The sequence below is a fragment of the Frankia sp. AgB1.9 genome (assembly GCF_016786355.1).
In the GTDB taxonomy this organism is placed as follows: Bacteria; Actinomycetota; Actinomycetes; order Frankiales; family Frankiaceae; genus Pseudofrankia.
On the sequence record NZ_JADWYX010000183.1, the window covers coordinates 1 to 13717 of the forward strand.

General features: G+C 72.0%; 13 protein-coding genes. All 13 read right to left on the reverse strand.

Going from position 1 to position 13717, the window contains the following annotated elements; genetic code table 11:
- Positions 1–122: 122 nt before the first annotated feature.
- Positions 123–956: a hypothetical protein gene (locus I6A60_RS38670; protein ID WP_203014555.1), complete on the reverse strand. Its 834-nt coding sequence runs from the start codon at positions 954–956 to the stop codon at positions 123–125.
- A 900-nt stretch (positions 957–1856) separates the two neighbouring features.
- Complete coding sequence (locus tag I6A60_RS38675) at positions 1857–4772, reverse strand: bacterial transcriptional activator domain-containing protein (RefSeq protein ID WP_203014554.1); 2916 nt, start codon at positions 4770–4772, stop codon at positions 1857–1859.
- Positions 4769–5203 (reverse strand): pilus assembly protein TadG-related protein, encoded by a 435-nt coding sequence (locus I6A60_RS38680; protein ID WP_203014553.1) that lies wholly within the window; start codon positions 5201–5203, stop codon positions 4769–4771. Before I6A60_RS38680 ends, I6A60_RS38675 begins: the two co-directional genes overlap by 4 nt.
- Positions 5200–5655: a TadE/TadG family type IV pilus assembly protein gene (locus I6A60_RS38685; RefSeq protein ID WP_203014552.1), complete on the reverse strand. Its 456-nt coding sequence runs from the start codon at positions 5653–5655 to the stop codon at positions 5200–5202. Before I6A60_RS38685 ends, I6A60_RS38680 begins: the two co-directional genes overlap by 4 nt.
- Positions 5652–5999: a TadE/TadG family type IV pilus assembly protein gene (locus tag I6A60_RS38690; RefSeq protein ID WP_307874089.1), complete on the reverse strand. Its 348-nt coding sequence runs from the start codon at positions 5997–5999 to the stop codon at positions 5652–5654. Before I6A60_RS38690 ends, I6A60_RS38685 begins: the two co-directional genes overlap by 4 nt.
- Before the next feature lie 208 nt (positions 6000–6207).
- Complete coding sequence (locus I6A60_RS38695; protein WP_203014551.1) at positions 6208–6402, reverse strand: hypothetical protein; 195 nt, start codon at positions 6400–6402, stop codon at positions 6208–6210.
- 20 nt (positions 6403–6422) lie between these two features.
- Positions 6423–7331, reverse strand: a complete 909-nt coding sequence (locus I6A60_RS38700; RefSeq protein WP_203014550.1) for a type II secretion system F family protein — start codon at positions 7329–7331, stop codon at positions 6423–6425.
- On the reverse strand, positions 7328–8239 hold the full coding sequence (locus I6A60_RS38705) for a type II secretion system F family protein (RefSeq protein WP_238437138.1): 912 nt from the start codon (positions 8237–8239) through the stop codon (positions 7328–7330). The genes I6A60_RS38700 and I6A60_RS38705 overlap by 4 nt, the downstream gene beginning before the upstream one ends.
- Positions 8236–9618 (reverse strand): CpaF family protein, encoded by a 1383-nt coding sequence (locus tag I6A60_RS38710; protein ID WP_203014549.1) that lies wholly within the window; start codon positions 9616–9618, stop codon positions 8236–8238. The genes I6A60_RS38705 and I6A60_RS38710 overlap by 4 nt, the downstream gene beginning before the upstream one ends.
- Positions 9615–10460: a hypothetical protein gene (locus tag I6A60_RS38715; RefSeq protein WP_203014548.1), complete on the reverse strand. Its 846-nt coding sequence runs from the start codon at positions 10458–10460 to the stop codon at positions 9615–9617. The genes I6A60_RS38710 and I6A60_RS38715 overlap by 4 nt, the downstream gene beginning before the upstream one ends.
- An 8-nt stretch (positions 10461–10468) precedes the next feature.
- Complete coding sequence (locus I6A60_RS38720; RefSeq protein WP_307874090.1) at positions 10469–11029, reverse strand: SAF domain-containing protein; 561 nt, start codon at positions 11027–11029, stop codon at positions 10469–10471.
- A gap of 190 nt (positions 11030–11219) precedes the next feature.
- Positions 11220–11861, reverse strand: coding sequence for a hypothetical protein (locus I6A60_RS38725; protein WP_307874091.1), 642 nt, complete (start codon positions 11859–11861; stop codon positions 11220–11222).
- Between the two features lie 380 nt (positions 11862–12241).
- A complete protein-coding gene (locus I6A60_RS42480) occupies positions 12242–12697 on the reverse strand; it encodes a hypothetical protein (RefSeq protein WP_307874092.1) in 456 nt (151 codons plus the stop codon).
- Between the last annotated feature and the right edge of the window lie 1020 nt (positions 12698–13717).

Consider the following 13717-nt stretch of genomic DNA (forward strand, 5'->3'; position numbering starts at 1 on the left):
GGCCGACCCCCCTCACCCTCATACCCCCACCCGCCCCCCCCCACCCCCCGCCCCAAACCCCCCCCCGGGCCAAAGCAACGGGGGCCACGCACTTTGGCCGGCGCCCCTTTTCGTGAGTAGTTCTACTCGTCTGGGAGGGCTCCCACGGAACGCGGGCCGCGACGTGTGGACGCGTAGACGAGGCTGTCTCGTGCCTCGTCTAGTCGGCGGGTGAGTTCGCGGAGTTCGGCCATGGCAGCCTCACGGGTACGGCGCATCGGGCGCCCTGATCCCCACCTGCCGCCGAAGTGCTTCTGTGCCACGCGGGAAATCACACCCGCCCGACCAAGATCCTCTGCCTGGCTGCCCTCGTTGAGACAGTCCGCCAAGATCGGGAAGTCGGACCCGTCATCCCAACCAGCCTGCCAGATGATGTCACTCATGCCGGCCATGTAGGTGCCCACGGCCACGAATTCGGCGCGCGCCAGTCCTTGCATGTACTGGGCGCCCGGCGTGGCGTCGATCGGGTCTAGCCTCTCATCGGTCCGGAAGCCGTTCCGCCTACCAGCCTGCCGGACCGCCCAGAACATGATCATGTGGCGGTCCGCGACGAACACCCGTCCAGTCTGGGTCACATACAGCCAGCTGTCGGGCTCCCGCGTCTCGACCGACAGCGACGCGGGCTCAAACTTGCCGCTCACCGTGGCAAGCCGCTGCGCGAACAGCAGCACCGCGTCCTGGGTCACGTCGTCACTGATGTCCGCCGTGCCGTACTGGCCGAACGGCCCACCCGCCACGGTCGTGTTTCCGTCCATACGCTTACGGGACCGCGACGCGTTCACAGTGCGGCAGTAGCGCCGCGCGATGGTCCGGATCTCCAACCAGTCACTTTCCGTGACCCGCGCCATGTCCTCGGGCGTCACATCTGCGCCCGCGACAGCCGCCGGTGTGTCGGATCGAAAGATCGTGTCACTCATGAGGGAACCGTTTCTCGGGAGGGAATGGGTCCGGTGGCTCTCTGCCAAACCGGCAATTCCATTGTCCCCCATTCACGCCGAAATACAACCCCATTCGTCCGCCCGTTTCATGATTCATGCGATCGATTCAGGCAGACCAGGAAGGGATTACAGGCAACACGGAAAGGCAAAAGGGGAAAGGCAAGAATGCAAATACAAAAGGCACCAAACACCAAAGAAGGGAAACAAAATTCTTGACCGATAACAGCACATGCCGGGCGACATATCCCCGGGCCGCCGCCCCCCGGGCCTGCACCGACTATCCGCTCGTAGCCTCGCTACCCAGTCCGGGGGTACTTGGGCGGTGGTACACGTGCCGTGAGCTGAGGCGGGACCGTCGGGCGGACCGCCCGACTTATGTGGCGGACGGATAGGCGGACGGATAGGCGGACGGGCGAGCGGACGAACAGGCTGTAGCCGTGCATTTACTGCCCGCAGTTGGTTTCAGGCGCGCGACGACTCGCGCCGGCCAGAATGTGGCGAGGGTGCCCGAACCGTCCGGGTCGTTTCCACGCTCTCGTGGAAGACCCGGTTCCCGGCATCCCGCCGGGCCAAATAAATGCACCCGCGGATACCCCGCCCGCGAGGCACTCGATATCGCTTCCACTTTTCCGCGATCCTTGTCGTGGCGCCCAGATTTAAGCATGAGAAAGCGCGTCGGTGAGCCGGGTCCGGGCCGAACCACACCCTGAAATGCGCTGCTTCCGTTTTGTTCTCCTGGCTTGTTCGGTGGGTGTGCCGGCCGAGGCCAGCAGCCCAGGGGGCCTGGCAGCTCGGGTGGCGCCGGTAGCGCGGTGACTGGCGTCAGGAGCTGCCGGATGCCGAGACTCGGTCCCGCAGACCGCGGTCCGCTGGCGGTCCTCAGGCGGAGCGGGCGCCGCGCGGGCCGGGCCGGGTCAGCGCTTGGAAGGCGCGGTCGGTCCCGGCAGCGGGGCGCTCGCCGAGTTCGGCGAGGGCGGCGCATAGCCGGCGGTAGGTATCCGCGACGGCTGCGTGCTGGCCGAGGAGAGCCTGGGAGCGGGCGATCTCGATGTAGAGCCCCTCGTCGTGGGGGTCGAGGTGGCGCAGCGCTTCGAGCAGGTCCAGTCGGTCCGAGTTGTCCTGGCCGACGGCGGCGGTCAGGCTGGTGAGCGTGTCGGTGACCTGGCGGCGCAGATTCTCCCGGTGGGCCTCAAACCAGATCCCGGAGAGATCCTCCACGAAGTGGCCGGTGTAGAGCGCGGCCATGGGGAGGACCGCAGCGAGTGCGTCGGCGGTGGTCGTCGCGTGGCGGCGGGCGGTGAGGGCGTCCTGAACCTGCCAGAGGTCGACGGTGAGCAGGTCGCGGCGCAGCCACCAGCGGTCGTCGACGTGTTCGAACACGTCGTCGATCGACCCGTTCGTCGCAGCGACGATCGCCCGGCGCAGTGGGACCAGTGCCGCATAGAACCGGTTGTCGGACCGCTTGCGGGGTTCTCCGTCCTCGGGCCAGAGCGCGCCGATGATGGTGTCGCGCCGCGCACCCTCGCGGTAGGCGGCGAGGTAGGCCAGAAGTTCACGTCCTTTGATCCCGATACCGCCGACCGTCTGGTACCCGCTGTCCGGCTCGGACCGGTAGGCCAGCCGCAGCGGGCCGAACAGGGTGAGCAGCAACGGTGCGGCCGGAATCGGTACTCGCACGGCAGCGTCCACCGGTGCCGGGGGCGGCGTCTCGGCGGGGCCGGCCACCGCAGTGCCAGCGGCGCCCTCGTCGGCCAGCGGTTGGTGCGACGCCGGGGGCGGCGCGGGGGTGGGGTTAGGGAGGGGCAGGGCGAAGGTGGGTGGGGCCGGCGGCCCCTCGGTAGGGTTTCCCGCCCGGAACGCCTCCTGACGGTCCGCGGAGGGGTCCGCGTCGGCGAGCAGGTCGAGAAGCCCGGTCGCGTCGGTGGCCGGCACGGTGAACAGCCGGCTGCCCACGAGGGTCGCGCCGAGGCCGGGGCTGGCCGCGCCGACGACACCATCGGGTCGGACCCGCACGGTCGCGCCAGGCCGCCACTGCCCGTAGAGGACGCCCACGATCCCTAGCGGCGATCCGTTGTCGAGTACGGCTTGTAGGCGGCGGTCAGACGTCTGATCCGGGGCGGCTATGACGACGAGGGTGGAACGCCCGGCGTCCTGGCCGATGGCGGCCAGACGCGCCCGCGTGACGACCTCGGCTTCCAACCGGTCCAGCAGCGTGGCGAGGTCACCCACGACGTGCAGCCGCCGCGGGGCGGCGGCAGCACTGTCCGGGCCGAGCATCCGGCGCGCGTCGGCGGCCGGGATGAGGATCTCCACGGGGGTCGCGTCGGGGCGGTGGCGTTCGGCGAGCAGGGCAATCAGTAGCGCGAGGATCGCCGGGTCGGCTCCAGGTCCGATCAGGCCGAGACCGCGGGTCGCGGCGACGTCGAGCGCCAGGGGCTGGCCGTCGGGGGTCGTCCCGACGATCCGGGCGCCAGACGGGGCGGCGTGGGCCGCGGCGGTGGCCTGCGCGTGGCGGCGGCCAACGACATGCGGGTCGCCGGGTGGGCGGATGACGACGAGCTCCCCGTCGTCGTCGAGTTCGGCGGTGGCGGTGTTGTAGGCGTCGGCGAGCTGGCGGATGACCGGACCCTCGTCCAGGTCGTCGCGCCGGCCGCTGCCGGGCACGTAGCGGCGGCGGCGCCACAGCCGCACCGAGAACAACGCGGCCACGAGCAGGGCGACGGCGCCCAGGCCGAGGTAGCCACCGGACGGAAACTGCACCCCTGGGCCTTGCGACGGCGCCGGACCGGGAAGACGGGGCGCAGGCGCGGGGGGCACCGAGGGCACAAACGGGGTCACCGACGCCGTCGGCGACGGCGTCGCCGAGACGGGTGGCGAGGCGGGCGTGCTGCCCACACCGAAGGGCCCGCTGGCCGGCGCGGGGGCCGCCTGGGTCGAGGGACGGGGCGTCGCGGACGGGCTGGCCGGCGGTGTCGAGGGATGCGCTTGCGGCGGTGTCACGGAGACGGGCGTGCTGGGGTCCGGCGCACGCGTCGGGGGTGGCGCGGGGGTCGTCGTGGTGGGCAACTGCAGAATCCAGCCGGGGCGGATCAGGCCCGGCTGTGCCAGGGCCCGGCCGTCGGCCTGCGGGACGCCCTGGTTCAGCCGCCAGATCTCCGGCCAGCGCGCCCCATCACCCAACCCCCGCTCCGCGATCCGCCACAGGCTGTCGTAGATCCCGTTGTGTGGAAGCTGCACCACCACGGTGCCCGCCGGGGCGGCCGGAAGGGTCGCCTCGGCTGACCGGACCGCGGCGACCACGGCCAGCCGCGGCGCGGCGGGCGCGGTGACGGCGACCGGCGCGGCGACGGGACCTCGGGCCGCCGTGGAGGGGCTACGGGTCAACGCGGTGAGCAGGACCGCGCCGAGCAGGAACGTCGCCAGTCCGCGCATCCCCCCGGGAAGGGACGGACGGTAGGTCGGCCAGCGGGCCTCACGCACCACGTCGGGGACCGCCCGCACCACCGAGACCGTGAACGCGGTCCACGCCACCCACAGCACCACGGCCAGGATGTCCAAGAGCAGGGTGTCGTCCATCGGCCCTTCGAGCCGCGACTCGGTCTCTGCCCACGACGGCACCCCGTGGGGCAGCGGCCAGCCGATGAAATGCCACAACGCCCACGGCAGGCCGGCCACCATCACGATCAGCGCGGTGAGGGCGATCAGGGCACGGATCAGCCGGCCCAGTGCCAGAACACCGCCAGCGAGCTGCCGCCTGAACGGCGGGTCGATGCGTGCGGCGGGCCGGGGGTTCATGGGCCTGCTCCGAGGGGTGGTGGGGCGGGGTGGGCGCTGCCGGTCGCGGTGACGGTCAGGGAGCTGAGGCCGACGATGCCCAGCAGTTGGTTGTGGTGGGTCACGGTGACCGTGACGGTCACCGTGGTGCCCGTGACGGTCGCGGTGCCGGTGGCGCCGGCCTGGGTGAGGTAGGACTGCGCGGCGGCGACCGCCTCGTCGGGCAGGAGGCGCACGGTGCCGCTGGTCCGGAAGGCGTTCAGGTCGAGGTGTTGGGCGCCGGCGCGGGCGGCCTCCTGCGCGACGCCCATCGCCGCGGTCTTGTCGGCCAGCGCCCCGCCGGCGTCAAGGATCAGGCCACCGAACATGACGACCGCGGCGACCATGACAACGACGAACGCGGTGACCGTCCCCCCATCCCGACGAGCCGGGCCGGCCGGTCGGCAGGTCATGAGGCCTGCCCCAGCTGGTCGCCGAAGAGATCGACTGGCGAGGTGGCGGAGGCGTGCAGGGCCGCGCTGCCCGGGACCGCGAGCACCGCAAGATCGTCCAGGCGGGTCGTGCAGGTGATGGTCACGTGAACGAGGCCGCCGGGGGTCAGGCCGGCGGGGTCGGTGTCGACGGTCAGGTGCTCGCAGGTGACCCCGGCGTCGGCCAACGCGCTCTGCGCGGTGGCCTGGGCGTCGGTGACGGCCTGGGTCGGGGTGCGGGCGATCGACGCCGCGCGTGCCGCTTGGTGGGCGGCGTCGGCGAGGCGTAGCTTGGCGTCGCTGATCCGGTAGCACAGCACGAGAAACATCAACATCAGCACCAGGACGGGCATGATCAGGACCAGTTCGGCGGTCGCCGAGCCCCGGTCACACCTGGGTCGACCGGCCGTGATGGCCGTGGGTCTACGGGTCATGGCGCGCGCTGTTCGATCACGCCGGTCGCGTCGGCATTGATGCCTACGTGCAGCCAGGGAAGGACGCTGGCGGCCGTGCCATGTACGTGGACGGTGGCCTGGGCACCGGCCCGGGTGATGGTGACCTGGGGGTTGACGAGGCTGGACTGGCCGAGCTGAGCGAGGGTGTCCGCCGCGGTGGTCTGCCCGGCGGCGACGCTGCCACCGTCGGCGCGGCTCGCGGCCAGCGCGCGGGCCGCGGTCACCTGGGCGATCTGGCTCGCGTGCGCCCAGACGGTGACCTGCGCGAGCAGCAACACGATCGTGAACACCAACGGCAACACGAACACCATCTCGACCGTCACCGCACCCCGATCCGCATCCCGGCCGACCGGCACCCGCCGTGCGCACGCCCGCGCCCGGCCGGGCCGGCGGCTGGGATGCTGGGGACGCGTACGCATCCCGCCGCGGCGGGAGCCTCCGGGACGGTGGTGCACCGATCCCCGGGCCCTCGCGGCGGGGCCGCGCCGGGCCCTGACCGGCCGGACACTCGTGAGCATCGTCAGACGTCGGCTACTCGAACACCACGCGGTTCGCCGCGTGCAAGATCTCGGGGCCGAAGATCCCGATGATGGTGAGCGCGAGCGCGGCGAGTGCCGCGATCCAGATGACGTTTTCCGTGGTGGAGCCGCGGTCGCGCTGATCGGGCGGCGCTTTGGCGGCGCGGGCTGCGATTTGTGACCACCAGGTGCAGAGACGGTCGAACACGGTTCCTCCGACGGGCGTTCCTAGAACGAGCGGCTGATAGACGTCAACGCGGGATAAAAGATGAACAGAATGAACCCGACCGCGATCAGGACACCGGGGACGCTCATCCGTTCGGTCGCCGCAGCCGCGTCTGCCTCGGCGTCCTGGGCCTGGCGGACCCGCAGCGTCGTGGCTTTGGCTTCCAGCGACTGGCGGACGCGGGCACCTTCGGTGCCGGCGAGCGCGACCGCGTCGGCGAGCTCGACGAGCTCGGAGACCTGAAGGTCCGCGCCGAGCTGGCCGAGTGCGACCCAGGGGCTGACGCGGGTTTCCCGGGCGGTCCGCAGCGCCCGGCGCAACGCGACGAACGGCCAGGAGTCGCCGATCGCGGCGGCGTCGGTCAGGGCGCTCTCGACGCCGGCGCCGCCAGCGAGTAGCACCTGGATCAGCGACAGATACGCCGACAGCGCGTAACGGAACGCCCGGCGCTGGCGGTCAGCGTCGGCCTTCACAGTGAGGTCCGGGAGCATGAATCCGCCGACCCCGAGCAGCAGGGCGAGCGTGACCGGGATCGTCCACGGGAATGGCCGGCCCCCGGCGGCGAACGCCAGTCCCACCACGGAGGGAAACAGCGCCCCTGCCAACCCTGCCGTGGCCTTCTCCGCGAGGTGCGCCTCGGCGGAACGGCCCAGCGCGGCCAGGTCCTGCCGTAGTGCGGCGGTCGGTAGGCCGGTGGCGCGTAGCAGGCCGATGAACGGCCAGCCGGCGCGCACCGCCCATCCGTCCTGCTCGGGCGGCACCCCGGAAGGTGCGGCGGCGGGCGTCGCCGCCGTCGGTTCGAGGTGGGCCAGGATCTCGGCCAACGAGGGCTTGGGGGGAAACAGCCACACCGCCAAAGCCCACAGACCGACGCCGACCCCGGCGGCCAGCACCATCAACGTCACGGTCACCGCAGCTCCCACCCGCCGACCGTCGACGCCGGTAGCACCGCCGCCGGCGCGGCAACCGGATCGGGGTCGGTGGTGAACATGCGGACTTCTACGTTGATCGTCGACATGCGTCGCAGCCACCCGAACCCGCCGACGAAGATCGCTCCGACGGCGAGCAGGACCAGCTGGCCGGTGGCGGTGTTGTAGGGGTGCAGGAACGGCCGGTTGAAGATCACCAGGCCGGTGGCGAACGTCAGGCTCGTGGCGACGACGACGCGCATCGTGGTCCGCATCCGGGCCCGGCCGACCTCGATGCGGCCCAGCATGTCGACCTGGGCGCGGGCCGTCGCGGCGAGCTGGCCGAGTAGCCCCGACAGCTGACGGGCCTGATGCTCACTGGCCAACAGCAGGGCGCCGATCACCAGATCGGCCAGCGGGTCGTTCACATCGTCGGCGAGGGCGCGTAGGGCCGGGCCGAGGCGTTCGCGGCGTTCGACCCGGGCGGCGAGCAGCCGGATCTCGGCGCGGATCGCCGCCGGGGCGGTCGCCGCGGTCGCGACGATCGCCTGTTCCAGGCCGGCCGCGGCGGCGAGGGTGTCGCGCAGCTGCTCGGCCCACACCGCGATCCCCTGCGTCCGCGCCACCTGACGGGTCTGCGCCCGGTCCGGGCCGAGCATCCGCGGCAGCCCGTAGACCGCCATCGCGGCCAGCAGGCCACCGACGACCCAGCCGGTGACCGCGCCGGCGGCGATCCCGGCGGCGACCGACGCGGCGGCCCACCGGCCGAACCGCGGGTCGGTCTGCCAGAGCCAGGCTCGCGCCCGGCCGGGGTGGCGGGGTTCGTCGGCTGGGGTGCCGCGCCAGCCGTAGACGATCAACAGGAGGCCGGCGCCGGCGCCGAGGCCGATTAACCCGAACAGGCCGGTCATGACCACCGCCCCTGCGCCAGCAGCTGCGGGTCGAACCCGACGTCGATCAGGTCGTCGAGCAGTTCCCCGGTAGGCGGGGCCGCGGGGTAGCCACGGCGGTCCGAACCGGGTCGGTACAGCTCGTTGGTGATCACCGTGGGGCCGTCGGCGTCCACGACCTCCCGCACCGACGACACGACCCGCCGGCCTCGCTCGCCGCGCGGCTCGGCCAGGTGCACCACGACGTGGATGGCGCTGGCGATCATCAGGTTGGTCGCTTCCAACGGCAACCGCTCCGGACCCTGCACCGCATAGGACGCCAGCCGGGTGAACACCCCCCGGCTCGTCGACGAATGGACGGTGGTCATCGACCCGTCGTTGCCCTGGCTCATCGCGTTGAGCATCGGGATGACCTCGGCGCCGCGGACCTCACCGACGATCACTCGATCGGGTGACATTCGCAGCGCGGCCCGCACCAGATCGGAGGCGCTGATCTGGCCTTCGCCTTCGGTGTTGGCTTCGCGGACCTGCATCGCGACGACATCCGGATGTGCCTCCGCATCGGTGTCCAGGCCCAGCTCGAACACGTCCTCCACGGTGACGAGCCGCTCGGACGGCGGAATCTGATCGGCCAGCGCGAGCAGCAGCGTCGTCTTCCCCATCGCGGTCCCGCCCGCGATGATCACGTTCTTGCGGGCGTGGACGAGGCAGGCCAGCAGCATTTCCAGGCCGTAGTCGATCGTCCCGTTCGCCCGCAACGCACCCAACGTGACGTGGCGGAACCGGTGCCGGCGGATACTCACCGACGGCCGCGCGGTCACCGCCATCGCCGCGAACACCCTGCTCTTATCCGGCAGATGGAAGTTGACCAGGGGGGCGCCGCGGTCCCAGCGGCGCTCCTCGATCCCGGCGTGCGCGGCCAGATCCCGGATCAGCCCGATCAGCTCGGAGTCCGAACCGGTGATCGGGGGCAGCTGGTGGCGGCTGCCATCTGCGCGGCGGATGAAGACCCGATCCCCGGTGATGTTGATGTTCTCGATCGAGCTGTCCGCGAGCAAAGGTTCCAACCCGCCCAAGCCCAGGACCTCGGCGAGGACCTCGGCGAGGATCTGCTGCTCGTCGTCCGAAGACAGCAGCGCCACCCCGCGGGCCAGCTGTGCGGTGGTATGGGCCTCGGCGAGGTCGACCAGCACCGACCGGGCAAACGCCTCCCGCCCCGGGCCACCGAGCCCGGGGCCGTCCGGGGTGTCGGTGGCGGACAGCCGCGCGGCCAACGCCGCACGCAACCCCTCACGCAGATGGATACGCAATCCCTCGGCCGCCGACCCGGAGGCCCGCCCCGGCAGAGCCGTCGCGGTCAGCTCGCCGGGGCCGCGAGCCCACGCGGACACGCTCGTCATACCGGCCTCCGGGCCACCGGCACCTCTGGCAGCCAACCCGCCCCGGCGGCGGGTGCCGCCGGTTCCAGCGCGGCGACCGGCGACGACACAACAGGTGTCAGTTCGTCGGGGTCACGGTCCGCGAGAAAGCCCGCCAGGGCAGCGACGGCGCGGCCCAACCGGGACCGGCCGATCCCACCCCGCGTGCGGCGCGCCCCCGCGAGGACCGCGGCGGCGGCCGGGTCGTGCGGGACCGGACCCAGGACCCGCTCCCCCAACGCTCGGCTGACGGTGGACACCGGGAACCCGGCCGACCGGCCCGCCTCCTCAACCACCACCACAAACCAGGAAGCCAGCCGCGCGCTGCGGATCGTCGGTAGCCGTGCCGCCAGCTGCGCGAGCTCATCGGTCCGGCCGCGCACGACCAGCAACACCACATCCGCCGCCCCCAGCGCCGGACCCGCCGGCCCCGTCGGATCGAACCGGCCCACATCCACGATCACCGGCCGGCCCTGCGCGCGGGCCGCGGACCACAGCAACGACCAGCCGCCACCCGCCAGCTGCGCCAACACCTGCCGGGCCTGCTCCGCGCCCGGCGGCGCGACCACCACCCCCAGCCCACCCGGAAGCTCATGAACATGCTCATCCACCGAGCGGGCCGCGTCCGGCCGCCGGGCCGCCGCCGCCAGCGACACCAACCCGCGGGCAGCAGCCAGCGAGAAGCGACCGGCGAGGTCCCCGCCATCCGGGTCCGCCTCGACCACCAGCGGATCCCCACCGTCTGCCGGCCAGCGATCTGCGAGCCCGAGCGCCACCGTCGTCGCTCCCGGGCTGCCTTTGAGCGACCCCACCGCCACGATCACCGGCCCGCTCACCCGGCCCCGGCACTGAGGGTCACCAGACTGACCTGGCCCACCGGCGCCGCCGCCAGCGCGCGGGCATCCGCCTCGTCCAGCTGCAACGACACGACCGTCGTCTGCGCGGTCTCGCTGACCGTCACCGCCACCACCGTCGCCTGCCACGCCTGCGCCACACCCGACGAATCCGACGTCGTCACAGCGCTGGCCGTCGGGGTGACGACCACCAGCACACGCGACCCCGCCGACAGACCCGTCGGGTACTGGCCGGCTTTCAACCCAACGGCCGCGATCGCCTTCCCCACCGGCGGCACCTGCGCGGCACCCACCACGGCGCGGGTCAGGACCGTGCCCGCCGGCAGGCTGAACGCCACCGGCCGGCCCACCACACTGCCCATCGACCCCGCCGGGATCGTGTCGAGACCATCAGCGGAGATCCGCACCTGACGGACATCGGCCGCCGTCAGGACCTGGCCCACCGACACCGGACGGGCCAACACCAGCACCGGCGCACGCGACCCCACCCGCACGCCCACCAGCAGGCCAGCCACCGCGCAGCCCGCCACCAGGACCACCCCGACCAGCAGATACGGCACCCGCCGACGCCGCCGAGGAGCACCCGTCATCCGCGCCGCCGCATCCCTGCCATGGCCCGCGCGGTCGCGCGGCGCGCGGGACGGTGAGTATGGAGCTGTCACCGCGACCCGCCTCCCGAGGTGGCGCCGCGACGGCACGCCTTCGGACCGGACGAACCGACCCTGGCCATCAGCCGCCGCCCGTCGTCAACGCCGGAATATCGATCACCCGGGCCGCCGCCGCCGACACGGTCGTCAACCCGGGAAACACCCCCGCCCGGCCCGCGCCCGCCCACGACACGTCCCAGCGCACCGTCGCCGTCACCCGAAACACCCCACCCGGGGAATCCAGCGACCGCGACCGGTAGGTGTAACCACAGTCCGGCGACGCGGCCTTCGGATCGGCATGCGCCGGGAACGGCGTGCCCGGACCCGTACACGTCACCGTCACGCCGTCGCCCATAGACCAGGTCACCTGCACCGGCCGGGCGACCGCGGTCACCGACACTCCGTCCGCCGCCGCCGTCGCGGCCACCTGATTCCAGCCCGCCGCATCCAGCCACAGCCACGTCGGCAGCCGCACCAGCTGATCGGCGACCGGGCTCATCGCGATCCGTGGACCGGCGAGGCGCAGATGGTCGCGGGCCTGTTCGGCCAACGCCCGCGGGTCTACGGCCGGTCCTGCTGCTGGCGGGTCTGGTAGCCAGATCGGCGGCCGGTACAGCGTGTCGCGCACGCCACCGGTCGTGCACGTATAGAGGTACCAGGCCCCAGGCCCTTGGCCGGGTGCCGAGGCCACCGGCCGCACCGACATGCCGGACGGACGGAACACCGCCGCTCCTACAACCACGCCGCTGCGGGCCGGCCGCTGATAGACGACCGGCCGTATTCCGGCCGCTGGTGGCTGATAGTCGCTGCGGACATAGGAGCACTGCGCCGTCGCCGGCGGGGTGAGATTCCGGTCGCCCGGCGCGGCCGTGGCGCCCGGCCCGTGGGCGGCAGGGGCGGATCCCTGCGCGGGCGCGGGAGGCAGGGGGGTTGTTCCACTGCCCGCGAACAGCTCGCAGCCAGGGTGCGGGTTTTCGTCGCAGTTGACCGACCCGTAGAAACCCTGATCGTCTGGGCCTGAAGGATCGGGCGGTGCGGCTCGCACCGGCCCTGCGGTCGCGATCCACACCGCCACGGCCGCAGCGAGAACCACGGCGGCTCGGGTCAGCAAGAGCCCACCGACCTGACCGCGAAGCGGGTAACCCGCCACACACCATCCTGGTGCAGTTTCACCTCGGCGGTGATCTGCCGCCGGCCGCCCGGAGATCCCGCGACCAGCTGCCCGTCGTCCGGCGCACCGGGGTCGGCGTGATACTTCTGCCACCCCGCATCGTCGCCGCAGTCCGCGATCACCACCGTCGTCGGCGTCGCCGCCGGATCCACCGAGGTCACCGTCGGCGTGTTGACCGACGCACCCTTGGAGACGACCTTGTTGGCATGGTCGGCGTACAGCGCGCCGGTCAGGACCTGCAACGCGGAGCCGGACGCGTAGGCCGACAGCTTCGGGTCCTGCCAGTCCGAGGAATGACTCGCTACCGCGGCCTCGCGCCACATCCCCAGATACGCGGCGACGCCACGGACCTTCGCCAGATCAGCCGGCGACGTCGGCGAAGGCGACACCGACACGCTGGCCGGTGACGTGCCACCAGCGGGCGGCGTGTCCGCAGGCGATCCCCCGCCTGAACTACACGCCGCGAGAACCGCCAGCGCCGCGGCAAGCAGCACGCGGGCAGCCCACGCCCATCGCCACGACCCGCCGACGCTCACGCTGTGCGCAGGCCGGAACCTTCGCCCGCCGTTGCCAGTCCGAGGCCAGGCCGATCCCTCGCGACGGCCGGACGGCGGTGTCGTCGCGCACGCGGCGGCCGTGAACAGTCCGTGAGGGCCGCTCCAACCGGGCACTGTGTGACGCATGATGACCGCCCCATCGCCGAACGCGCACCCCGTTGGGCATGGTTATCGACTCAGGGCGTACCTGACCACAAGCGGACAAAAGTCACGACGACGAGCAGCAAAAACTGCCCTAAAATTCGCCAGCCGGCCTCCCCATGCTCACAGCGAGTAGGCAACAGCACTCCGGCGGCCTGCGGTGCTGGATGCAACAGAGCGTTTCTGGTGCGTCAAGCGCCGACGAGACGACGTCCCGCCAGCCACCTGCACGAAGGCGGCAGCCGGGCCTGCCGCACTACGCGCCCGCTGTTCACCTTCCGTACCAGCCGCGTTCCGCCAGCCTCAGCGCCGACCCTCGGCGTGGGCCACCGTGAGAGCGGGGCAGATGCCAGCCCGTAGCCGACCTGCGCGGTCCGCTCGCGTCGAGCCCGCCCAACTGCATGCTGAAAAGCAAATCCCGGATAGCACTTGAGTGCCACCAATCTGTCCCCGCGAGACGACAGGGTCGCCCGTTTGGCAGCAACCTGCCAGGTAGGGGCTCTCGGCCGAGACACGCACAGATCTCACGGACAGTCACCGACCTTCCCTCCAGGTCGCCCTCATCCCCCAGGGGTTCATCAAAGGTGTAGCGCTGGGACCGGCCGTCCACCCACCTCTGCCCCGCGCCGCAGCCGGGACTGTAAGAACAACGGTGTAACTCCACTGTGACACTCTGTGCATAGGCGCAGGTAGAGGAGGCACCCGATGGCC

Excerpts from the sequence above, each read along its gene's own strand:
- I6A60_RS38685 (WP_203014552.1), bottom strand. The coding sequence starts at position 5,655 with ATGACCCGTAGACCCACGGCCATCACGGCCGGTCGACCCAGGTGTGAC.
- I6A60_RS38710 (WP_203014549.1), bottom strand. The coding sequence starts at position 9,618 with ATGACGAGCGTGTCCGCGTGGGCTCGCGGCCCCGGCGAGCTGACCGCG.
- I6A60_RS38675 (WP_203014554.1), bottom strand. The coding sequence starts at position 4,772 with ATGAACCCCCGGCCCGCCGCACGCATCGACCCGCCGTTCAGGCGGCAG.
- I6A60_RS38705 (WP_238437138.1), bottom strand. The coding sequence starts at position 8,239 with ATGACCGGCCTGTTCGGGTTAATCGGCCTCGGCGCCGGCGCCGGCCTC.
- I6A60_RS38670 (WP_203014555.1), bottom strand. The coding sequence starts at position 956 with ATGAGTGACACGATCTTTCGATCCGACACACCGGCGGCTGTCGCGGGC.
- I6A60_RS38680 (WP_203014553.1), bottom strand. The coding sequence starts at position 5,203 with ATGACCTGCCGACCGGCCGGCCCGGCTCGTCGGGATGGGGGGACGGTC.